The sequence below is a fragment of the Paraburkholderia sp. SARCC-3016 genome (assembly GCF_031119615.1).
Taxonomy (GTDB): Bacteria; Pseudomonadota; Gammaproteobacteria; order Burkholderiales; family Burkholderiaceae; genus Paraburkholderia.
In genome coordinates, this window is the sequence record NZ_JAVHZD010000031.1 from 62,276 (window position 1) to 83,037 (window position 20,762).

A 20,762-nucleotide genomic window follows, 5' to 3' on the forward strand; every position below is an offset into this window, starting at 1 on the left:
GGAGGCGCCTCATGAAACACCAGATCGCGCGCATGCGCGCGGACTTCCGCGCCAATCCGTTTGCGCACGGGCTGATTCTGCTCGTGCCCGCGATCCAGTACGGGCTCAACTATTTCGCGTCGGTCTCCGCGCTCCTTTTCGTTGCGCTCGCATTGAACACGCGCATGCGCATCACGCCGCTGACCACCGGCATCCTCGTGATCGCCACGTCGCTGAGCCTGCTCTGGAACACGATCTACCTGCCCGAAATGCCCAACATGCCGCGCGAAGCACGGCTGGCCGTCGGCATGCTGCTGCTCGCCTGGGGGCTCAACGGTCAGCCGCGCCACAACATCGCGAAGTTCAACGGCTGGTGGCCGTTGCTGATGTTGCTCGCGCTGACCGGCCTCGCGCTGCTGCAATCGATCGCGACTCGCAAAGGCATTGCGCTGTTCGTGCCGACGCGCTTCTTCGTGAACAGCAACGACAACGCGCTTGCGTCGGCGTGGGCCCAGCACGCGGCCGAACATGGCCTCGATTTCAGCATTCGCTCGACGGCGACTTTCTCGGAGCCCTCGTATCTCGGCGGCGTGAGCCTGTTCCTGAACTTCCTGTGCCTGCATCTGCTGCGCGGCCGCCCGCGGCTCGCCGCAAGCGTCGTGGCGCTGGCCGCCTGCCTGATCTCGCAGACAATGTTCGGGCTCGTCGCGAACCTCGCCGTCATGGGGGCGTTCTACCACCGCCACATCAACAAGAGCGTGATGATCTGCCTCGCGGCGCTCGGGCTGGCAGCGCTCGCGTTGCCGGTGTTCGCGGCCGAGCCGAGCCGGATCGAACGGATCCTGTCGGGCAATGATGTATCGACGGGCCTGCGCATATTCCAGCCGTTTGAAATACTCGGCCACATCCTGTTCGAGGCGCCGTTCGGCGTGCCGGAGACTGCGGCGCTCGAATACTTCATCCGTCATGGCATGGCTCAGCGGTTTGAAGATGCGCCGTTTCAGAACGGCGTGTTCAACATGCTGTTCAACTATGGCTGGCTCGGCTTCGCCGTGATCGGCATGCTGCTGCGCGTGGCGGGCGGCGGCATCTGCGCGCTGTTCCTGCTGCTGCTGTTTTGCCAGAGCGGCGTAACGGCGGACTTCGACAAGCTCGTCATGGTGATCTTCGCGGTACACGTTGCACGCCAGGTGCGCGCAACGACGGATCTCCATGAGCTGACCCGTCTGACGGAGCCGCGTCTGTACGACGCCGGCAACCGGCACGCCGTGCCCACCCCTTCGGTTCAGAACTCATGAAGCCACGCCAATTCTTTTTCGCGCCGATCGTCCTGCCCCGTTATAACCGCCACAACGGCACGACCTTCCCCGTCAACGCGGCGTCCAACAAGGTCATGGGCATGGCGGCCGGCGTACGCAGCCAGGCCGGCGCGTCGCTGATCGTCAGTTCGCCGATCGTCACCGCAAGCGCGAAACGGCGCTACTTCGGCGGCTTCGTCTGCCGCGACCAGCAGCTCGCCTGCGCGTATCTGCCGGCGATCAGCGTGCGCGGCCTGAACCGCGTGTTCGCGGCGCTCGTCTATGTGGGCTTTGCGCTGCGCCAGATGCGCCGCGGCGACGGCGTGGTGTTCTACAACTACTTCCCCGAATACGTGCCCGTCGCGGCTTTCCTGCGCTGGCGGCTCGGCCGCGACCGGATCGTGATGGATCTCGAGGACGGTCCGCGCGCCGACGAAAAGAATCTGCGCGGCTATGTGAACCGCTTGAGCCTGCGTTTGATGTCGCGCGTCTGCAGCCCGCGCGCGATCGTCGTCTCGCGGCAGCTCGCCGACGTGATGAAGATCGACCACGCGTGCGTGGTCAACGGCGTGTCGCCCGACATCGTGCCCGACGTCAGGCTTCGCCGCCCGGCGTTCGGCTCGCGCGTCACGTTCCTCTACGGTGGCTCGATCAGCACCGACACCGGGCTCGATCTGTTCGCGTCGGCGCTGCGCACGCTGGCGCGCGAACGCCCCGAACTCGCCGCGCGCATGCATTTCGTCGTCACCGGTTTCGGCGGCGGCGACAAGCTGGCCGCGCTCGCGCGCGAACTCGAGCCGAGCGGCTTCACGCTCGACGTGCGTCAGGACACCGGCCCCGACGAGTACAAGCAGATTCTCGCGCGCGCCGACGTCGGCCTCTCGCTGAAGCTGCCGGAAAGCGCGTTCAATGCAACGACATTCCCGTCGAAGGTCATCGAACTCGCGAGCCACGGCCTGCTCGTGCTGACCACCGACATCAGCGACATCCCGTTGCTGTTCGACCGCGACACCGCGGCGATCCTGCCCGATGCGCAAGCCGCCACGCTCGCGAATCTGCTCGCCGCGATCGCCACCGATCCCGAGCGGTATGCGGCGATTGCCGCGGCCGGGCAACGCAGGATCGTCGAGCGGTGCAGCCGCCGGTCGGTCGGACGGCGTCTCGTCGAATTCCTCGGCGTTACTCCGGAGCTGAGCCCACGATGAAACGCATCCTCCGCGCGCTGCGCAACCCCGTGGCCAACCTCGCGCTTGCGATCCTGCCGGCGACGCGCTGCTTCGCGCTCAAACGCACGTTGCTCAATGCGCTCGGCTTCGAGATCGGGGCGGGCTGCAAGGTGACCGGCGGCGTCAAGTTCTATGGACACGGCCGGATCGCGATCGGCGAGGACACGTGGGTCGGCCTCGGTACGCTGTTTATCGTCGCCCCCGATGCGGCCATCGTGATCGGCGCGCGCTGCGACATCGCGCCGCGCGTGATCTTTCACACCGGCTCGCATCGGATCGGCGACCAGCGGCGGCGCGCGGGCGAAGGCTATTCGCTGCCGATCACGGTCGCCGACGGCAGCTGGGTCGGCACCGGCTCGGTGCTGCTCGGCGGCTCGTCGGTCGGCAGCGCGTCGATTCTCGCGGCCGGCGCACTGCTGCGTGCCGGCGACTATCCGGCCGACACGCTGCTCGCCGGCTGCCCGGCCATTGCCAAGCGCGTACTGACATGAACACGCCATCGCCTCTCTATTCGCGCATCGTTTTCTGGGAACCGTGTGTGTCGCCGCACAAGTCGGCGTTCATCAATGCAGTCGCCGAACGCTTCGGGCCGAGCGTCGAAGTGAGCTGCGTCGCGCACGAAGGCGTACCCGAGGAGCGTCAGGCGCTCGGCTGGGGCGACGGTTCGACGGCATTGCCGCCCACCGTGGTCGCGCCGTCCGCTGAGGAGATCGCCGCGCTCGTGCAACGCGGCGGCGAACGGTGCCTGCACGTGTTCTCGGGAATCCGCTGGTTCAGCACGCTGACGACCGCGCTCGAGATCGTGCGGCGCGAGCGGCGTGCGTTCGCGATCATGTCGGAGCCGCGCGACAACGCGGGCCTCGCGGGCGTGGTTCGCTACGTTCAATCGTGGATCACCGAAGCCGCGCTACGCCGCCAGGTGCAGTTCGTACTCGCGATCGGGCGGCATGGTCCGCCATGGTTCCGTTCGGTCGGTTACCGGCGCGATCGCGTGTTTCCGTTCGCGTACTTCCTGCCGCCGCCCGCGGAAATCGATGCGCCGCGCACGAGCGCCGCGCAATTGCGCATCGCCTACGTCGGCCGGCTGATCGAAAAGAAAGGCGTGCAGTTCCTGCTGCCGGCGATGCGCGAGCTCGCCCCTCGCGCGCGGCTCACGCTGATCGGCGACGGCGAGTTGCGCGAGCGTCTCGTTGCGCAAGCGCGCGAGTCCGGCATCGACGCCGAGTTCTGCGGCGTGCTGCCGATCGAAGAGGTTCAGCGCCGCATGCGCGAATTCGATGTGCTCGTGCTGCCGTCGATCAGCAAGGACGACGGCTGGGGCGCGGTCGTCAGCGAGGCCTTGATGGCGGGCGCAGCAGTCGTCGCCTCGCGCTGCGCGGGTGCGTCGATCCTGCTCGACCTTCCGCGCAACGGCCGCGTCGTGCGACCGGGCGACAGTCGCGCCATCGCCGCGGCGATTGCCGACCTGGAACGCAGCGGCGCGCTGTCGATGGGCTCGCGTCGGATTCGCGTGAAATGGGCGCGCGAACGATTGACCGCGCGCGCCGGCGCCTCGTACTTCGAACAGATCGTCCGGCATCGGAGCGGCGATGCGCCGCGACCCAAGGAGTTCTACCTGTGAATCCAGTCGAATCCCCGGCGGCCGACCAGTTGCCCTCCGCGCCCCCGATCGCAACGACTTCCTCGACGAGCCGCCAGCCGCTGCGTGTGCTGCATATCCTGCCGTCGCTGGACCCGCGCATGGGCGGCGTCGCCGAAGCGGTCGTGCAGCTGGTCCGGCATATGACGCCATTCGGCTGCGCAAGCGAAGTCGTGACGCTCGATGCGCCCGACGGCCCCGCTTTCGAGCGCGTCGATGCGCCCGTGCATCGCGTCGGGCCGGGTCGCGGCTTCTACGGCTTGAGCATGCCGCTCGTGCGCTGGCTGCGCGCGAACCGCGCGCGCTTCGATGCATTCGTGGTGCACGGCATCTGGCAATTTCACAGCGTCGCCGCGTGGTCCGGCGTGATCGGCTCGCGCACGCCGCTATTCGTGTTCCCGCACGGCATGCTCGACCCCTGGTTTCAGCGCACGTACCCGAAAAAGCATCTGAAGAAGCGGATCTACTGGGCCTTGCTCGAACGGTGGGTGTTCAATCGCGCCGAGCGCGTGCTGTTCACTTGCGAAACCGAACTCGAGCTCGCGCGCCGGCCGTTTCTGACCGCGCGGCACCGGCTCGCGGTCAACGGCTTCGGTATCGACTCGGTGCCCGATGGCGGCGAGGTTCCGGCGGAGACGTTTCGCAACGCGTTCCCCGAGGTCCGGAACAAGCGCGTGCTGCTGTTCCTCTCGCGCATCCACGAGAAGAAAGGATGCGACCTGCTGATCGATGCCTTCGCGAATATCGCGGCGCTCGATAGCGAGCTGTGCCTCGTGATCGCGGGCCCAGGCGAGCCCGCCTTGCTCGAACGGCTCAAGCGTGTGGCCGCCGCGCGCGGCATCGCTGAACGCATCGTCTGGACCGGCATGCTCGCTGGCGAGATCAAATGGAGCGCACTGCGCACGGCCGAAGTGTTCGTGCTGCCGTCGCACCAGGAAAATTTCGGTATCGCGGTCGTCGAGGCGCTGGCCTCGCGCACGCCGGTGATCATCACGAACAAGGTCAACATCTGGCGCGAAATCGAAGCCTCCGGCGGCGGCTGGGTGTGCGACGACACGCGCGACAGCGTGGCCGATGCGCTGCGGCGCTGGGCGCTCGAGACGACCGCCACCTCGCGCGAGGCCATGCGCGATACCGCGCTCGCCTGCTACCAGCGTCATTTCCGGATCGAGACCGCCGCGCGCCAGCTGGTCGGCAGCGTGAATCTCGCGTCCGCTTCAAGGAAGCGCTAACACCATGAAAGAGATGACTCGCCTAACGAGGCTGGCTGCGCTATCGGGTTTCTGTTTCGCCTGCACGGCAAGCGTCGTCCTGATGTCGCTCGCGCCCGCAACTGCGCTTGCGCAAGCGACGAACGGCAATCAGAACCGCAGAGGCGGTATGTCCTCGTCGCTGCGCATGGGCTCATCGGGCGGCATCGGTTCGTCGTCGCAGGGCAGCATCGGCCGCGTGTCCGGCTCGTCGGGCGGTGGATTCGGCGGCATCTCGGGCGGATTGGGGCAGCGCAGTTCGGCAGGCTCGACGATGGGATCCGCTGGCGGCGGAGGTTCGCGAGGCCTCGGCGGCATGGCGGGCAGCCAGGCGGGTGCGTCGGGTTCGAGTTCCGGATCGTCTGGCGGCAAAGCACCGAAGTTGAAACTGACGGCGACCGGCGGCGCATCCGCCGGCTCGGCGCCGCACAGCTTTTACGACTACGCCTACGGTGCCGACCAGATAGGGCGCAATGCCGATTCGCTCTACAAGTCGCCCACCGACGTCCCGCCGACCGACAATTACAGGTTTGGCGCAGCGGACAAACAATGACCCGCGTTCGCCGTTCACGGTTGACGCCATCCGAAAACCCGACCTGCACTTGGCGACACACGGCGATATCCTGGCGGGTCGCGATGATGTGCGCAGGCGGGATGCCGTTCATACTCAGTGCGATCTTGTAGGGGGAACCATGGGCCTTTTCGGCGCGACACGCATTCCCGGAGGCAAGCGATCGATCGAACTCGACTTTATTCGGGGAATCGCAATCATCGCGGTGATGGGGACTCACTTTCACTCTTTTCCGACCGGCAGCGCGGTGGTTGCCGCGATCGAGTACCCGTTGAAGAGTTTCGGACTGGAAGGCGTGAACCTGTTCTTCACGCTGTCGGGCTTTCTGGTCGGCGGATTGCTGCTGAAGCAGTACGCCCAGGAAGGGCGCATCGACGCCACGCGCTTTATCGTGCGGCGCATCTTCAAGATCTGGCCCGCGTATTACGTGCTGATTCTGTTTCATGTCATTGCGGGACGGCATCCGCTCGACACCTTCCTCGTGCAGAACCTGACGCATACACAGAACTACTTCGGTTCGTCGATCGCGCAGACATGGAGTCTTGCCGTCGAAGAGCATTTCTATCTGTTTCTGCCGCTGCTGCTGATCCTGCTGGCACGTTTTCGGGCGCGCATCGATACCGTGCTCGTGGTGCTCGGCTCGATCTGCGTGGCGGTGCTGATCGCCCGATGCGTCGCTGTCCACGACGGTCTGATCGACGAGACTGCTTTCTACACGCAATATCGCATCGACAGCCTGCTGTTCGGCGTGATGCTCGCGGCGCTGTACTGGATGAAGCCGGCGGCGTATCGCGCGATCGCCGGCCGCAAGGGTCTTCTGATCGCCGCGGTGCTCGGCCTTGTGCTGTGGCTCGTATTCGGCACGCGCAACGTGCCGCTCGACCGGAGCATCGGATATACGATTCAGGCGATCGGATTCTGTGCATTGATCGTGTTGACGGTGGAGTATTCGCGGCCCATTCGCGAGACGATGCTTTATCGGCTGATTGCGTGGATCGGCGTGTACTCCTACGGCATTTACCTGTGGCATTCGTTGGCGCTCGCGCCGGCGGACATGCTGATTCGCAAGGCTACCGCGCTGCATGTGCCGGCGATTTCCGCCTGGGCGGCAATCATGGCGGCGCAGTTTGTCATCGCCATCGCTCTAGGCTACGTGACGACGCGAGCCATCGAGTTTCCTTTCCTCAAGATTCGCAACGCGTTGTTCCCGGCCGAGCGGAAGCCCGCTGTGGTCGAGGACGTGACGAGAGCTACGTCGTAGGCAAGCGCGAAGTTTTGCATCGTTGCCCAAGATGAGGGAGGCCCCTTTGCACCCGGGTGCAAAGGGGCCTCAGGTTTCTGGATCTTCTTCAAAGCGAAGTGGATCGATCAGCAGCAGTGCCGCCGATGCGCCGGCGATCGTCGCCCACCTTCGACGACGTGGCATTTACGATGGATGGATGGCTGTGGCATAGGCGCTAAGCGCTAGCCGCCATCGGGCGAATGCAACGGGAAGTTATCGGGTCGTCGCGACGGGTAGCGTCGTTGGGAGATGACACACTCGCGGCCGCAGCGGTGTCGTGCATGGACGACGAAGACGAGGAGTAATACAGGGAGGAGGCAGTCAGCGCGACACGACGACGAACGTTGCGTCGTCGCGCGCGCATGTCACACGCTCGGCTTGCGCGGCTTCACCGCGCGCGCCGGGTTGCCCACGTACACGAACCCCTTTTCCAGCGAGCGCACCACGGTGCTGCGTGCGCCGACGACAACGCCGTCATCGATCGTCACGCCGGGCGCGACGAACACATCGGACGCGATCCAGACCTGCGTGCCGATCCGCACGGGCCGTCCGCGAATCGCGAAATCGACGGTCTCGTAGTCGTGATCGCCGGCGCAGATATACGACTTCTGCGAGACGACCGAATGCGCGCCGATGTCGATCGGGCCGAGCGAATACAGCGTAACGTCGTCGCCGATCCAGGCGTGATCGCCGATCGTGACCTTCCACGGATACGTGACTTGCACCGTCGGCCGGATGATTGCGCCGACGCCGACGCGCGCGCCGAAGCAACGCAGCAGCATGCGCCGCCAGCCATAGGCGATTTGCGGCGACGGCCGGAACAGCAGCGCCTGCACGACCCACCACAGTTGCACATACCAGCCCGGCCGGCCGCGAAAGCCGGCCGGCACCTTGAACAGCGCAAGGTTCAGATAGCGGCCCGGTTCCGTGGCCGCCTCGACATCGGCATCCGCCGGCGGATGCGGTACGGGCTGCATCGGTTGTACCGGCGACGGCGGGCTGCGAAATGCGTGACCTTGCACGTGCCCATGAGACACCTCGCCGCGGCTTTCCATCGCCTGTACCCGCTGACTCATTGCGCGACAGCGAGCGCCTCGGACTCGAGAAAGTCCTCGTACGCGCCGCGCAGTCCCTCTTCGAGACCGATGCGCGGCTCCCAGCCCAGCGAGGCCAGCTTTTCGCTGCTCATGAGCTTGCGCGGCGTACCGTCCGGCTTCGTCAGATCGTGCTCGATGCGGCCCGTATAGCCGACCACACGCGCGACCATCTGCGCAATCTCGAGCACGGTCACGTCGGTCGACGAGCCGACGTTCAGATGCGAACAGCGCGGCGAAGCGACCGAATAGTAGACGCTCTTCGGCACGTTCATCGTCAGCACGCAGGCCGATGCGAGATCGTCGACATGCAGGAACTCGCGGCGCACCTGTCCCGTGCCCCAGAGCACCGTGCTCGGCGCGCCGCTTTCCTTCGCCTCGTGGAAGCGGCGGATCAGCGCGGGAATCACGTGGCTGTTGACGGGGTGATAGTTGTCGCCGGGGCCGTAGAGATTGGTCGGCATCAGGCTGCGGTAATCGACCTTGTACTGGCGGTTATACGACTCGCAGAGCTTGATGCCCGCAATCTTCGCGAGCGCGTACGGCTCGTTGGTTTCTTCGAGCGGGCCGGTCAGCAGCGCGTCCTCGACGATCGGCTGGGGCGCGTGCTTCGGATAGATGCACGAGGAACCGAGGAACAACAGATGTTCGATGCCTGTCTGCGCGGCCTGGTGAATCACATTCGATTCGATCATCAGGTTGCGGTAGATGAACTGGCCCGGATACGTATCGTTGGCATGGATGCCGCCGACGCGCGCCGCGGCCAGATACACGACGTCGATGCGCTGCGAACTGAAGAAGTCGCGCACGGCCGACTGGTTGGTCAGATCGAGCTCCTTCGAGCTGCGCTTGACCACGTCGACGTTGCCGTCGGCCTCGAGCCGCCGCACGATTGCCGAGCCGACCATGCCGCGGTGCCCCGCGACGAATACGCGCTTGCGTCTGGAAATGATCACGTCCTTACTCCTGGCGTTCGTAAACCGGGAAGCCGTGCTGGTGGACAAGCGAGTCCTTGCGGGCTTCGGTCAGGTCGCTGACCATCATCTCGCGCACGAGTTGTTCGAAGCTCGTACGCGGCTCCCAGCCGAGCCGTTCCTTCGCCTTGCTCGGGTCGCCGAGCAGCGTCTCGACCTCGGTCGGGCGGTAGTAGCGCGGATCGACTTCGACGATGACGTCGCCGACCTTCACGCGCGGATCGAGCGTGACGTCCGACACGATGCCGCGTTCGTCGTCGCCCTTGCCTTCCCAGCGGATCTCGATGCCGACATGGCGCGCCGCGAGGTCGACGAATTCGCGCACGCTATGCTGCTTGCCGGTCGCGATCACGAAGTCCTCGGGCTTGTCCTGCTGAAGCATCATCCATTGCATCTCGACGTAGTCGCGCGCGTGGCCCCAGTCGCGCAGCGAATCGAGATTGCCCAGATACAGACGGTCTTGCAGGCCCAGCGAGATGCGGGCGAGCGCACGCGTGATCTTGCGCGTCACGAAGGTCTCGCCGCGCAGCGGCGATTCGTGATTGAACAGGATGCCGTTGCATGCATACATGCCATAGGCTTCGCGATAGTTGACCGTCATCCAGTACGCGTACATCTTCGCGACCGCATACGGGCTGCGCGGATAGAACGGCGTGGTTTCCTTCTGCGGGATTTCCTGGACCTTGCCGTAGAGCTCGGACGTCGACGCCTGATAGAAGCGCGTCTTGCGCGTCAGCCCGTGCAGGCGGATCGCTTCGAGAATGCGCAGCGTGCCGAGGCCGTCGGCATTGCCCGTGTATTCCGGTTCCTCGAACGACACCGCCACATGGCTCTGGGCCGCGAGGTTATAGATCTCGTCGGGCTGCACCGCCTGGATGATGCGGATCAGGTTCGACGAATCCGTCATATCGCCATGATGCAGGATGAAACGGCGATCCTTGTCCTGCGGAGCATGGTAGAGATGGTCGATGCGCTCGGTATTGAACAGCGAAGTGCGCCGCTTGATGCCGTGAACGGTATAACCCTTGGCCAGGAGGAATTCTGCCAGGTAAGAACCATCCTGGCCCGTGATACCCGTGATCAACGCGGTTTTCGACATGGAAAAAATCTCGCAAATGAATAAAGGGGGATGCGTAGCAGCAGTAAAGCGCCTCGACGAAACACAACGCAAGTGCATTAATTTTTTTGGCGGATAGCAACGGTAGTTTGGCGTCGTGAAGCTGCCCGCCTGAGCGGGCTTCACGATTGGCGGCGCACGGCGATATCCTGGCGGGTCCCGATGGTGCAGTGCGGGCAAGATGCGCTCCACACGCAATGCGTCTTGCGTCGACACATCGTGAGGCCCGATGAAGATTCTCGTCTACGGCATCAACTACGCACCGGAGCTCACCGGGATCGGTCGCTATACCGCCGACATGGCCGCGTCGCTCGCCGCCGCCGGCCACGATGTGCGCGTGGTCTGCGCACCGCCCTACTATCCCGCCTGGCGGGTAGCACCCGGTTTCTCATCGATTCGCTATGCCAAAGAGCGCAGCGAAGGCGTGCATATCTGGCGCGCTCCGCTCTGGGTGCCGGCAAAACCCAAGGGTGCGCGCCGCCTCGTGCATCTTGCGAGCTTCGCGCTCTCGAGTTTTCCCGTGCTGCTGCGCCATGTCTTCTGGCGGCCGAATGCCGTGCTCAGCATCGCGCCGAGCCTGCTTAACGCCCCGGCGGGCTGGCTCGTCGCGCGACTGAGCGGCGCGCATGCATGGCTGCATGTCCAGGACTACGAGGTCGATGCGGCGTTCAAGCTAGGCGTGCTCAAAGGCGACTGGCGCAAGCGCATGGCACTCGCGATCGAACGCAATCTGCTGCGTCGCTTCGACACCGTCTCGACGATCTCGGCCAAGATGATCGAGCATGCATTGCATAAGGGCGTGCCGCGCAACAAGGTCGTTCACTTCGCGAACTGGGTCGATACGTCGGCCATCCATCCGCTCGACGCCGAGGCCGGTGCAAAGATCCCGCTGCGGGCCGAGCTCGAAATTCCCGACGATGCGAACGTGGTGCTCTACTCGGGCAACATGGGCGCGAAGCAAGGACTCGAAGTGCTTGGGGCTGCTGCGGTTGCGCTCGTCGAACGCCGCGATATCGTCTTCGTATTTTGCGGCCAGGGGCCGGCGAGAGACACGCTGATGGCCGTATGCGGCGATCTGCCGAACACGCGCTTCATTCCATTGCAGCCGATGGACAAGCTCAACGAGCTGCTCAATTTCGCCGACATCCATCTGCTGCCGCAGCGCGCCGACGCGGCCGACCTCGTGATGCCGTCGAAGCTGACCGGCATGCTTGCAAGCGGCCGTCCCGTGATCGCGATGGCGCATGAGGGCACTGAACTGTTCGACACGGTTGCGCCGCGCGGCGTCGTTGTGCCGCCTGAAGCGCTCGAGCCGCTCGTTGCATCGATCGTGGCACTCGCGGCCGATCCGGTGCGTCGCGAACGCCTCGGCCGCGCGGGACGCGACTATGCGCTCGCCGCGCTCTCGCGCGACAGCGTGCTCGGCGAATTCGAGTCGACCCTGCGCGCGCGCTGCATCGACGTCGAACCGGCGGAAAGCCCGCTCGGGCTGCGTGAGCGCGACCTCTGATTGAGTGCTTGAGGAGCCCCCTATGGCAAAGCTTGGCAATACCGAATTTCTCAATGTCGTCTCGAACACGCCGCTGATCGCGCTGGACCTGATTCTGCATGACAGCCAGGACCGCTATCTGCTCGGGCGGCGCGTCAATCGTCCCGCGCAAGGCGTATGGTTCGTCCCCGGCGGCCGCGTGCGCAAGAACGAACGTCTCGACGATGCGTTCACACGCCTCATGCTCGAAGAACTGGGCTTGCATCGCGCCGATCGCTCCGATGCCGAACTGATGGGCGTCTACGAACACTTTTACGACGATAACTTCAGCGGCAAGGAAGGCATATCGACCCATTACGTCGTGCTCGGTTATCGCTTCCGCGTGCCCCAGCGCCTGTCCCATCTGCCGCTCGACCAGCATTCGGATTATCGCTGGGCGAGCGCCGAGGATATCGCGCTCGACGAATCGGTTCATGAGAATAGCCGCGCGTATTTCCTGACGCGGGTCATTGCATAACAGCGGCGCCCGCATGCATTGCCCGATGCGGTGAAATGTGGCGGATCGAAGATATGTTTTGTCTATTCGGCCGCCATTGCATGACTTAAGGTGACAAGGACGCATTCCGACCGGTTACCGAAAGATTTTGCTTCGAACTTCGCTCCCCTCCTCCTACCCGGATCCGACAATCGCCTGGCCGCCCGCGCGACGGCTATCGTGCTTAGCGCCTTGCGAGGCAGTGCCTGCCGGAGTCTCCACAGATGCTTGAGGACGACACCGATATCGCACCGCCTCGCGTGCGCCTGTACGAGAACGTCGTGCCGCAGACCGTGCTCGACGAGATCAATGCGACCATCGACGAAACGCGCGACACGTGGCTACCGGCCGATGGCCGCCGTGCGATCCAGACGACCGCGCGCGTCGTCGAGCTGCTCCGGCAGCGCGGCGAATTTCTGCGTGTCGAACAGCAGGCCCGCGTCCACTCGCAACGCTGGGCCGCACAGAAGGGGCTAAAAGTCGATGGCGAATCGCTTTGCGTATTGCGTTGCATAAACCGTACGCTGCCCGCCCAGAGCCATCTGCGGCACTACGATTCACATATCCTGACACTGCTGATTCCGCTGCGGTCGGCGCACGACGCCGCGGAAAATGGCGATCTGATCGTCTATCGCCGGCAGCGCCAGCAGCTGTCGGCCGCGACCAACGTGATTGCGAAGGCCTGGATGATCGCGCTGCGGCGCCTTCCGCTCGCCATCCGCCGTGCACAGACGCGCCGCGATCTCTCGCGACAACGTTGCGACCGGATCGCGTGCGTGCCCGGCAATGTCTACGCGTTCAATGGCTTTGTGACGCGGCACGCAAACCTTCATGTCGAGCGAGGCGAGCGCCGCACATTGATCGTGCATTACTACGATCCCGGCATGACCGCCGGCCTGCGGATCGTGCCGCGCATCTGGCGCGCTATCCGCGACCGGCTCGTCGACGTGCGTTCGGGACAGACCTGAAGCGAGCCGCGGGTCGATCAGAATGAAGGGCGGACGACCGACAGCGAATAACGGCCCATGTCGACTTCGGCCATCCGATGCGGCAGCAGGCCGGCCCGTTTCGCATCGTTTATCTGAGCTTGTGTCTCGTCGACGCGATCGGCGTAGCGATATGTCATCTTCTCTTGCGCGATGCTTGCCCTCACATCGTCGTTGATCGAAGGCGGCGTCGATTGTGCAAACGCAAAGGCGGCCGGAATGGCCATGAGGCTTGCGACGACGAACTTTGCGATTTTCATGACTGTCTCTCCAGGAAACGTGCTGCGTATCCATCTGTACGCATCCGGTGACCCAGTGTAGACCTGCATGCGCTCGTTGATGAGCATGCGCGGCGAGATTCATTGTTGCAGCTTCAGGCACATCCGTTGCCACTTGTCACCGCACCACATCGGGTTGCGTCCGTTCGAGCGCTACGGCAAGCGGTTTCGCACGGCCTGGACGCGAAACGCACGGTCGTCGAACGAAGCTTCCGATCCGCGTGCGCGCGTCGCTCGCATAAGCTTCGAGCCGGGGCCGCGCTCCCGCGACGCGCTTGCCCCGTATGAATCGCATCGGCGCACCTTTGCGAGTGCCTGCACGCGCACTCTTGGAACCGAGTTGAACCATGAGCAGAGAAACGACGCCTGAAGGGCCTTATGCCGATACCCGAACGATGCTCGACGTCCATGCCATGTTCAGGCGCGAGTTTCGTCGTGCTCCGGCGCTGGTCGACGGCGTTCTGCCCGACGACCGGCCGCGGACCGACGTGGTAGCGGGTCATATCCATTTCCTGTGCGCCATTTTGCATGCGCATCACACACTCGAAGACGAGTTCTTGTGGCCCAGGCTGAAGGACCGCGGCTCCGCCGAAACGGCTGAGATTTCGCTTTTGATGGAGAACCATCACTTGGACATCGCGACAATCGTCGCTCGCATAAACGATGAGTTGCAAAGCTGGCGCAGCGGTGCCGGCTCACAACACCGTTCAGCTTTGTCGCAAGCGATCAGGCAGTTGATGCCGGCGCTGCTCGATCATATGTCGCTGGAAGAATCGAGAGCCTTGCCAGCGGTCGAGGAACATGTAACCGCCGCCGAATGGGAGCAGATGGGCGAGGCGGCACGCGGTCATTTCTCGCGGGATGACCTTTTGCTGGCGAAAGGCATGATCACATGCGCGAAGCTCGAAAGCGCTCCGGAAGCATCCGTGTCGCCTTTCGAGCAACAGGCCCTACAAATTTATGCCCCCTACGCCGAGCGGGTGCATGGGCCGGCTCGCACCTCGGAATGAAACGTCTCACCGCGGCGCGACGCAGCAGGCCCTTTAACGCGGTAGCAATGTCGCCGTGCGACGCTGCAAAGCATCAGCGCATGACAAACGGATTCGACGGCACGCCTTCCGCGTAGGAAATCCACGTGCTCTTGGTTTCGAGGTAATGCCGGACGGCCTCGATGCCGCTTTCGCGGCCGATGCCCGAATGCTTCATGCCGCCGAACGGCATCATGTAGCTGACCGCGCGATAGGTGTTCACCCACACCGTGCCCGCTTTCAGGGCCTTCGACATTCGCATTGCGCGTCCGATGTTTTCCGTCCATACGCCTGCAGCGAGCCCATAGATCGTGTCGTTGGCGAGGCGGATCGCTTCGTCCTCGTCGTCGAACCCGATGATCGACAGCACGGGGCCGAACACTTCTTCACGCGCAATGCGCATGGCCGGCGTCACATCGACAAAAATCGTCGGCTCGACAAACTGGCCGCCGGGTAATCCGCTTGCCGCCTCGCCGCCGAGCACGCAGTGCGCGCCTTCGGCCTTCGCAATGCCGATATAGTCGAGCACCTTCCGGTACTGCGCGGGCGTCGTGACTGGCCCGATATTCGTCTGCGGGTCCATTGGATCGCCCTTCCTGGCCGACCCGCCCAGTTCGACGAGACGCTTCGTAAACGCATCCTTGATCGAGTTCTGCACGAGCAGCCGCGAGCCGGCGATACAGGTCTGCCCCGTCGCCGCGAAGATACCGGAAATCGCGCCGCTCGCGGCCTTGTCGAGATCCGCGTCGTCGAACACGATATTCGGCGATTTGCCCCCGAGCTCCAGCGTAACGCGCTTCATGGTTTTGGCGGCCTGCGCATAGATCGCCGCGCCCGTCGCATCCGAGCCCGTGAACGTAACCTTGGCGACATCCGGATGCTCGACCAGCGCCGCACCGACCGTGGGTCCCAGTCCGGCCACCACGTTGAACACGCCGTCGGGAAAGCCCGCTTCTTTGGTCAGCGCCGCGAATTCCAGCGTCGAGGCCGACGTAAACTCCGAAGGCTTCACCACCACTGAACAACCGGCCGCAATCGCCGGTGCGCACTTCCACGCGATGAACAGCAGCGGCGAATTCCACGCGGTCAGCGCGCCGACCACGCCCACCGGTTCATGCGTCGTGAACGCGAAGTGATCGGGCTTGTCGATCGGCACGACAGCGCCTTCGAGCTTGTCGGCGATGCCGCCGAAGTAGCGCCACCATTCAGGGTGATAGTTGAGCTGACCGCGCATCTCCGACAGCAGCTTGCCGTTGTCGCGCACCTCGATTTCCGCCAGACGCTGCGCGTTCGCGGCGACCAGATCGGCGAGGCGCAGCATCATCTTGCCGCGCTCTGATGCGGTCATCGCGGCATAAGGCCCCGACGACATCGCCCGTTTCGCCGCCTGTACCGCGCGATCCACGTCTTTCGCGCTGCCTTTGGGAATGCGCGCCCATGCTTCGCCCGTGTACGGATTGATGGTGTCCATCCATTCCCCGTCGGCTGGCTCGACGTATTGACCATCGATGAAATGGCTGTAGGTTTTCATTCCGACTCTCCTGGTGAATGGTTCGATAGCGCACCGGTAGCGGGATGCCTATGCCGCGGTCTTCGTTGCCAAAGGCGCGACGACATGGAAGCCTGCATTTTCCTGACAATCAGGCTTCAACGACGGTGTCTGCCCGCGGGCACGCTCATGAACGGCCAGTCTAAGGCAGAAGGCATGCATGCGCTGTCATTCCCCCTTTCCCTGACGTACGTTCGTCCTGCGCGAACCAAACGGCATCGGCCGGTGCGTCCGCTTTCAGAGAGGCACCGCATATTGCGGAATGTCCGGGCGACCTTCGAGACCCAGCGAGATCAATCGGCCCGGCCGATGATGTGCCGAACCGAGGCCGCCATCGTGAATTCACTTTGCCACCCCGGATGTCTGGTCTTCGATCTGTTCGCCCAGATTCGCAGCCGCTGCGTTGCGCAGATTCAGCGCAACAAATATCCGGGTGATCCAGGCCGGCGCGTCGAGTTCGGCGCCGAGCAACGCCTCGATCCGTTCAAGCCGGTAGTTCAGCGTATTCGGGTGAATACCAAGCGTCGCTGCGGTCTTCTTCCGATGCTGTCGGCTATCGAAGTAGCATTCCAACGTCTTCAGCAGGTCCCTCTCGCGCAAAATCTCTCCCAGCACCGCTTCGAAATAGCGAAGCGCGTTCCGGTTGGCGCGGATGCTCTCATCAATCGCAATGTCGGCATACGGCAAAACCTTGGTGGCGTCACTGCTTCGCAAGGCGACGTCGAGAGCGGAGGTCGCTTCGTCGGCAGAAGCTGCCCATCCTTTCGGACCCCGATTCATCAGTCCAACGCCCACGCGCCGGACTCCGGACGTCCGGTTCGCAAACTCGACGATCGAGCCTAACAGCGCGCGCTGATTGAAGATCAGCGAGTCGCCGCGTGCGCACGGTATCCACGCGATAAGACGACCATGGCGCATTCCATGCACCACGTGTTCGGCCTCGACATTGACCGCACCGCCGAGGTTAAGTGCAAGACGCTCTATTGTGTCTTCGGGGCTTGACCTCGACGCGTCGATGAGTTCCCAATCGATGGCAAGCGCTACGCGTGGCAACGTTGGATCGACACTCAAGCTGCGGGCAATCCTGTCGAAGTCCTGTTCGTCGAGGCCGCCAGTGAACACGAGTTCAAATAACTGGCGGCGCATCTCGGCGCGCCAGCGCGTGTGCTGGAACTGCTCGTCTATAAAAATACGCCGGATAAGGTCCGTCATGAAATCCGCGTATTCGTAGAGGTACGGCGAAATTGCAAATAGCAGTTCTTCGCGCAGCGCTCGCTCGTGCTCTGCAAGACCGAGATGAGCAAGCCATAGCTCCTTCACGCCCAACCGGAATGCACACAGCACCGAAACGAGCGATATTCCCTGATGAACACGTCGCCTGATCGCCGCTTCGAACTGTTCGATTTCATCGGATAGCGTGTGATCGCAACCCAGGACCTGGCTGCACCAGCGTCTGACGACCAGACACAGTGAGTCGTAGACATCTTTTCTCTCTGACAGGCCCAGCTTTTCATATCCTTCGACGCTCATCACCGTCGCATAACAGTGGTCGATCAGATACCCCGGTTCTTCGTAAAGCGCGCTGATGTTGTTTCGGAGTTCGCTGCTGATCTCGGGAGGATCAGGCATTCGCGCAGTCAAGTCCATTTCAATCGCCCATCATCGTCTTTGCCTGTCCGTGCGCAAGGGGTGCGTGACTGCGGGCTCCGATGAACTTACCCCTGGCCCGCTTATGTGACCATGTGACCACGTATCGTTGCGGTTTGGAACTGGAAAAATGCGCAATCGGCTTGTGAGAAGTCACCAGGCGAACGGCACGCCGCTGAGGCGGCGCTGTCGCATTTCGATATAGATGAATTGTCGATACTCATAACGCAGTTTTGCAGGCACATCACGTAACGTTAACGCGAACACGCCGCGCCGGTCCCGGTCCGCGTCTGCTCGCCTGTAATCACCGTCAAATTTCCGCACATCAATCGGATCGACTCGCGAACCGTAGTTAGCATCTCTATATTTTCTCGTTAAAAATTTCCCGATTCACAGTTCGCCTGACCGTTGCGAAGTTCGGTATTTCCATGTTTTTATTCATCGCATCAGACAATATTTGAATTGATTGATTAGTCATGCAACGTTTCCATATCCGCTCGAATTTTCACCTGCCTTTACCATTTGGAGTGAACTATGAAAGAAATGATTGCGCGCGTGCGCACTCCTTCCCGCCGCATCTCACAGGATAGATGGAGGCACAACAAGCTAATGCGAGCAGTCCTGCTAACCTCGCTGCTGTTGCCCGAATTTTCCTGGGCTCAAGTCCAAGGGTCGTACGAGTCTGACCAAAGCGCCGCCAGAAACAAAATGAGTGTCGTGACGGCGAAAGTCCATCGAGATCAAGAACCCGATCGCTATCCGTCCGGATTCAATATTGGCCCGACCAGACAAATCGTAGAAGGATGCGTGGGCCCGTTAGCTATTGCAATCTCTATTTTGGAAGTTGAACTCCGCGTGCCGTAGCACGCATTGGCACAACGGGCGATGCTGCGGCCCCATCTTACGCAAGTGCAAATGAGCGATGAAACGGTAAAGATGGTTCGCGCCTATTTGAAGACGATTTCAATTGCAGCCATCGCAGTCCAGGCCTTATTCGTATTTCCGATTGCCTTCATTTTCCGTACACCCGACGCCTTATTCCATACCGGGATATTTCGATTTGTCGCTGCGATGTTGTTATTACTCATTGTTGCGCTCGTGCGATGCGCCGCCTATGCAGCGTTTCGCTCGGCAATTTACTGTGGTTACATCAGACCGTTAGGTGATAAATCAAGGATAGCCACGATCTGCACCGGCTGTCCTCGATATGGACTTGCGATGCTTCATATGCGATTCAGTCGCAGAAAGGCAGTGTTGATCTGCTGTGACGCGCGCGCCCGCGAGTGAGCGCGCTGGCGGTCCGCGTCGCCATGAATTGGCGCCGCGGGCACGATCAGCCGGTTACAGCACCACGATTCGCTCTGAAGAATGCACGCATTCCCGCTCGCAGCTTCGATGCTTTGGCACCTTTGCAAGATCAGCCATTCACCATCGCCATATCCGAATCGCCGTAGCGTGCACCGATAACACGCCCAGGATGGTCACGGTCGATGCTCTCCAGGTCATTCGCTGTTAGCGTGACATTGACCGCCCCGATATTTTCAATCATCCTGGAATGCTTGCGCGTGCCGGGGATCGGCACGATCCACGGTCTCTTCGCTAGCAGCCATGCCAATGCAACTTGAGCCACCGTTGCATCCTTTCGCCGGGCAATTCTGGCGAGAGCTTCGACCAACGCCAAGTTTTGCCGACGTGCCGCGCTCGCGAAACGGGGCAGATAGCTTCGGAAATCGTCGGCGCCAAAATTCGTCTCGGCATTCACGGCACCCGCTAGAAAGCCGCGGCCCAACGGGCTATACGAGATAAAGCCAATTCCGAGTTCCTCGAGTACGCCGAAGATTTCCTCTTCGGGCTCCCTTGACCACAACGAGTATTCGCTTTGAACCGCTGCGACAGGATGAATCGCGTGAGCGCGACGAATCGTATCGGCACTTGCCTCGGATAGGCCAAAGTGCAAAACCTTCCCTGCCTTGACAAGCTCACCCACTGCCGAAGCCACTTCCTCGATCGGTACAGCGGGATCCACGCGATGCTGAAAGAACAAATCGATACGGTCGGTGCGCAATCGCTTGAGCGATGCATCGGCAACTGCTTTGATATTGTCCGGACGACTGTTGAGCTGCGTCGGCCATGCGCCTCCAACTGCCGTTTCGAGGGCGTAGCCAAACTTGGTGGAGATCACTACCTTATCGCGCACTCGTGCCAGCGCTTCACCGACCAGTTCCTCATTGATGAAGGGCCCATACACTTCCGCCGTATCGAAAAGGGTAACGCCTTCGTCGACCGCGTCGCGAATCAGGGACACCATTGCGGTGCGTTCGCCCGCCTGCCCATAGACACCGCTCATGCCCATACATCCAAGGCCAATTGCCGATACCTCGAGTCCGCTCCTGCCCAACATGCGCTTCTTCATAGTCAACCTCTTGACGAATTGGCGAAGAGATCCGCGCCGTAAAAGGTCACGGATCCAGAGAAAACTGTTCATTAGCTGACTGCGACGAGACGTCGATCAGCTCCGCAACGGCATCGGCCGCCGGTTGACCTGGCCAACGTGTCTGCACTTCGTTGCGGCGGCCGTTAACCACCTGGAGATTGCCGAAGCTTTCCACGCGAAACCGCCAGCCGACCTGCCTGGTCGCGGCAAGGCCAGCCTGGACTTGCGGGGATCACGCGGGAAAAAATGGCGGTCGACGCGCACCTCCACAGCGATACTTTCATTTACATTGGATTACTTACTATTTCAAATTCACTTCTTGCCGGATCCGGCTGCCTTTACTTCGATCTAACTTGCGCGTAACCGATCATATCCCCAAACGATAC

The 20,762-nt window shown here is 62.4% G+C and carries 21 protein-coding genes; 13 read left to right on the plus strand and 8 right to left on the minus strand.

Going from position 1 to position 20,762, the window contains the following annotated elements:
* Positions 1 to 11 precede the first annotated feature (11 nt).
* From QYH69_RS27265 to QYH69_RS27295, 7 genes are all read left to right on the plus strand, one after another.
* Entirely contained in the window at positions 12 to 1,277 is a 1,266-nt protein-coding gene (locus tag QYH69_RS27265; protein WP_308834830.1) for a hypothetical protein, read from the plus strand.
* On the plus strand, positions 1,274 to 2,482 hold the full coding sequence (locus QYH69_RS27270) for a glycosyltransferase (RefSeq protein ID WP_308834831.1): 1,209 nt from the start codon (positions 1,274 to 1,276) through the stop codon (positions 2,480 to 2,482). The genes QYH69_RS27265 and QYH69_RS27270 overlap by 4 nt, the downstream gene beginning before the upstream one ends.
* On the plus strand, positions 2,479 to 2,994 hold the full coding sequence (locus QYH69_RS27275) for an acyltransferase (protein ID WP_308834832.1): 516 nt from the start codon (positions 2,479 to 2,481) through the stop codon (positions 2,992 to 2,994). The genes QYH69_RS27270 and QYH69_RS27275 overlap by 4 nt, the downstream gene beginning before the upstream one ends.
* Positions 2,991 to 4,124: a glycosyltransferase gene (locus QYH69_RS27280; protein ID WP_308834833.1), complete on the plus strand. Its 1,134-nt coding sequence runs from the start codon at positions 2,991 to 2,993 to the stop codon at positions 4,122 to 4,124. The genes QYH69_RS27275 and QYH69_RS27280 overlap by 4 nt, the downstream gene beginning before the upstream one ends.
* The gene (locus QYH69_RS27285) at positions 4,121 to 5,374 is read left to right on the plus strand and encodes a glycosyltransferase (protein ID WP_308834834.1); all 1,254 of its coding nucleotides are present in this window, start codon (positions 4,121 to 4,123) and stop codon (positions 5,372 to 5,374) included. Before QYH69_RS27280 ends, QYH69_RS27285 begins: the two co-directional genes overlap by 4 nt.
* A gap of 4 nt (positions 5,375 to 5,378) precedes the next feature.
* Positions 5,379 to 5,945, plus strand: a complete 567-nt coding sequence (locus QYH69_RS27290; RefSeq protein WP_308834835.1) for a hypothetical protein — start codon at positions 5,379 to 5,381, stop codon at positions 5,943 to 5,945.
* A gap of 139 nt (positions 5,946 to 6,084) precedes the next feature.
* The gene (locus QYH69_RS27295; RefSeq protein ID WP_308834836.1) at positions 6,085 to 7,224 is read left to right on the plus strand and encodes an acyltransferase; all 1,140 of its coding nucleotides are present in this window, start codon (positions 6,085 to 6,087) and stop codon (positions 7,222 to 7,224) included.
* Between the two features lie 386 nt (positions 7,225 to 7,610).
* On the opposite strand, the gene QYH69_RS27300 is transcribed toward QYH69_RS27295, so the two are convergent.
* Genes QYH69_RS27300 through gmd form a run of 3 tightly spaced genes read right to left on the minus strand, consistent with a single transcriptional unit; the run spans position 7,611 to position 10,412 of the window.
* Complete coding sequence (locus QYH69_RS27300) at positions 7,611 to 8,321, minus strand: putative colanic acid biosynthesis acetyltransferase (RefSeq protein ID WP_308834837.1); 711 nt, start codon at positions 8,319 to 8,321, stop codon at positions 7,611 to 7,613.
* Entirely contained in the window at positions 8,318 to 9,289 is a 972-nt protein-coding gene (locus QYH69_RS27305) for a GDP-L-fucose synthase family protein (protein WP_374992510.1), read from the minus strand. The genes QYH69_RS27300 and QYH69_RS27305 overlap by 4 nt, the downstream gene beginning before the upstream one ends.
* 10 nt (positions 9,290 to 9,299) lie before the next feature.
* A complete protein-coding gene (gene gmd, locus QYH69_RS27310) occupies positions 9,300 to 10,412 on the minus strand; it encodes a GDP-mannose 4,6-dehydratase (protein WP_308834839.1) in 1,113 nt (370 codons plus the stop codon).
* 247 nt (positions 10,413 to 10,659) lie between these two features.
* Here gmd and QYH69_RS27315 point away from each other — a divergent pair, with 247 nt between their 5' ends.
* The 3 genes from QYH69_RS27315 (at position 10,660) to QYH69_RS27325 (ending at position 13,422) form a co-directional block, all read left to right on the plus strand.
* On the plus strand, positions 10,660 to 11,940 hold the full coding sequence (locus tag QYH69_RS27315) for a glycosyltransferase WbuB (protein ID WP_308834840.1): 1,281 nt from the start codon (positions 10,660 to 10,662) through the stop codon (positions 11,938 to 11,940).
* A gap of 22 nt (positions 11,941 to 11,962) precedes the next feature.
* Entirely contained in the window at positions 11,963 to 12,436 is a 474-nt protein-coding gene (locus QYH69_RS27320; protein ID WP_308834841.1) for a GDP-mannose mannosyl hydrolase, read from the plus strand.
* A gap of 242 nt (positions 12,437 to 12,678) precedes the next feature.
* Positions 12,679 to 13,422: a hypothetical protein gene (locus tag QYH69_RS27325; protein ID WP_308834842.1), complete on the plus strand. Its 744-nt coding sequence runs from the start codon at positions 12,679 to 12,681 to the stop codon at positions 13,420 to 13,422.
* A 17-nt stretch (positions 13,423 to 13,439) separates the two neighbouring features.
* On the opposite strand, the gene QYH69_RS27330 is transcribed toward QYH69_RS27325, so the two are convergent.
* Positions 13,440 to 13,700 (minus strand): hypothetical protein, encoded by a 261-nt coding sequence (locus QYH69_RS27330; RefSeq protein WP_308834843.1) that lies wholly within the window; start codon positions 13,698 to 13,700, stop codon positions 13,440 to 13,442.
* A gap of 365 nt (positions 13,701 to 14,065) precedes the next feature.
* Between QYH69_RS27330 and QYH69_RS27335 the strand changes: the two genes are divergently transcribed.
* Positions 14,066 to 14,728 carry a hemerythrin domain-containing protein gene (locus QYH69_RS27335; RefSeq protein ID WP_308834844.1) on the plus strand — a complete coding sequence of 221 codons (663 nt, stop codon included), beginning with the start codon at positions 14,066 to 14,068 and terminating at the stop codon, positions 14,726 to 14,728.
* Between the two features lie 73 nt (positions 14,729 to 14,801).
* Here QYH69_RS27335 and QYH69_RS27340 read toward each other — a convergent pair whose 3' ends face one another.
* Together QYH69_RS27340 and QYH69_RS27345 are read right to left on the minus strand one after the other, a co-directional pair.
* On the minus strand, positions 14,802 to 16,277 hold the full coding sequence (locus QYH69_RS27340) for an aldehyde dehydrogenase (RefSeq protein WP_308834845.1): 1,476 nt from the start codon (positions 16,275 to 16,277) through the stop codon (positions 14,802 to 14,804).
* Between the two features lie 360 nt (positions 16,278 to 16,637).
* Positions 16,638 to 17,924, minus strand: coding sequence for a helix-turn-helix domain-containing protein (locus QYH69_RS27345; protein WP_308834846.1), 1,287 nt, complete (start codon positions 17,922 to 17,924; stop codon positions 16,638 to 16,640).
* A gap of 552 nt (positions 17,925 to 18,476) precedes the next feature.
* Here QYH69_RS27345 and QYH69_RS27350 point away from each other — a divergent pair.
* Together QYH69_RS27350 and QYH69_RS27355 are read left to right on the plus strand one after the other, a co-directional pair.
* The gene (locus QYH69_RS27350) at positions 18,477 to 18,806 is read left to right on the plus strand and encodes a hypothetical protein (RefSeq protein WP_308834847.1); all 330 of its coding nucleotides are present in this window, start codon (positions 18,477 to 18,479) and stop codon (positions 18,804 to 18,806) included.
* A gap of 51 nt (positions 18,807 to 18,857) precedes the next feature.
* The gene (locus QYH69_RS27355; RefSeq protein WP_308834848.1) at positions 18,858 to 19,229 is read left to right on the plus strand and encodes a hypothetical protein; all 372 of its coding nucleotides are present in this window, start codon (positions 18,858 to 18,860) and stop codon (positions 19,227 to 19,229) included.
* 130 nt (positions 19,230 to 19,359) lie between these two features.
* Here QYH69_RS27355 and QYH69_RS27360 read toward each other — a convergent pair whose 3' ends face one another.
* Positions 19,360 to 20,355 carry an aldo/keto reductase gene (locus QYH69_RS27360; protein WP_308834849.1) on the minus strand — a complete coding sequence of 332 codons (996 nt, stop codon included), beginning with the start codon at positions 20,353 to 20,355 and terminating at the stop codon, positions 19,360 to 19,362.
* 46 nt (positions 20,356 to 20,401) lie between these two features.
* Complete coding sequence (locus QYH69_RS27365) at positions 20,402 to 20,551, minus strand: hypothetical protein (RefSeq protein ID WP_308834850.1); 150 nt, start codon at positions 20,549 to 20,551, stop codon at positions 20,402 to 20,404.
* Between the last annotated feature and the right edge of the window lie 211 nt (positions 20,552 to 20,762).

What these genes read in the sequence shown, in the direction of transcription:
- QYH69_RS27290 (WP_308834835.1), top strand. Translation starts at nt 5,379, where the DNA reads ATGAAAGAGATGACTCGCCTAACGAGGCTGGCTGCGCTATCGGGTTTC.
- QYH69_RS27360 (WP_308834849.1), bottom strand. Translation starts at nt 20,355, where the DNA reads ATGAAGAAGCGCATGTTGGGCAGGAGCGGACTCGAGGTATCGGCAATT.
- QYH69_RS27325 (WP_308834842.1), top strand. Translation starts at nt 12,679, where the DNA reads ATGCTTGAGGACGACACCGATATCGCACCGCCTCGCGTGCGCCTGTAC.
- QYH69_RS27345 (WP_308834846.1), bottom strand. Translation starts at nt 17,924, where the DNA reads ATGCCTGATCCTCCCGAGATCAGCAGCGAACTCCGAAACAACATCAGC.
- QYH69_RS27295 (WP_308834836.1), top strand. Translation starts at nt 6,085, where the DNA reads ATGGGCCTTTTCGGCGCGACACGCATTCCCGGAGGCAAGCGATCGATC.
- QYH69_RS27280 (WP_308834833.1), top strand. Translation starts at nt 2,991, where the DNA reads ATGAACACGCCATCGCCTCTCTATTCGCGCATCGTTTTCTGGGAACCG.
- QYH69_RS27265 (WP_308834830.1), top strand. Translation starts at nt 12, where the DNA reads ATGAAACACCAGATCGCGCGCATGCGCGCGGACTTCCGCGCCAATCCG.
- QYH69_RS27330 (WP_308834843.1), bottom strand. Translation starts at nt 13,700, where the DNA reads ATGAAAATCGCAAAGTTCGTCGTCGCAAGCCTCATGGCCATTCCGGCC.
- QYH69_RS27320 (WP_308834841.1), top strand. Translation starts at nt 11,963, where the DNA reads ATGGCAAAGCTTGGCAATACCGAATTTCTCAATGTCGTCTCGAACACG.
- QYH69_RS27355 (WP_308834848.1), top strand. Translation starts at nt 18,858, where the DNA reads ATGAGCGATGAAACGGTAAAGATGGTTCGCGCCTATTTGAAGACGATT.
- QYH69_RS27350 (WP_308834847.1), top strand. Translation starts at nt 18,477, where the DNA reads ATGAAAGAAATGATTGCGCGCGTGCGCACTCCTTCCCGCCGCATCTCA.
- QYH69_RS27335 (WP_308834844.1), top strand. Translation starts at nt 14,066, where the DNA reads ATGAGCAGAGAAACGACGCCTGAAGGGCCTTATGCCGATACCCGAACG.
- QYH69_RS27315 (WP_308834840.1), top strand. Translation starts at nt 10,660, where the DNA reads ATGAAGATTCTCGTCTACGGCATCAACTACGCACCGGAGCTCACCGGG.
- gmd (WP_308834839.1), bottom strand. Translation starts at nt 10,412, where the DNA reads ATGTCGAAAACCGCGTTGATCACGGGTATCACGGGCCAGGATGGTTCT.
- QYH69_RS27270 (WP_308834831.1), top strand. Translation starts at nt 1,274, where the DNA reads ATGAAGCCACGCCAATTCTTTTTCGCGCCGATCGTCCTGCCCCGTTAT.
- QYH69_RS27275 (WP_308834832.1), top strand. Translation starts at nt 2,479, where the DNA reads ATGAAACGCATCCTCCGCGCGCTGCGCAACCCCGTGGCCAACCTCGCG.
- QYH69_RS27340 (WP_308834845.1), bottom strand. Translation starts at nt 16,277, where the DNA reads ATGAAAACCTACAGCCATTTCATCGATGGTCAATACGTCGAGCCAGCC.
- QYH69_RS27300 (WP_308834837.1), bottom strand. Translation starts at nt 8,321, where the DNA reads ATGAGTCAGCGGGTACAGGCGATGGAAAGCCGCGGCGAGGTGTCTCAT.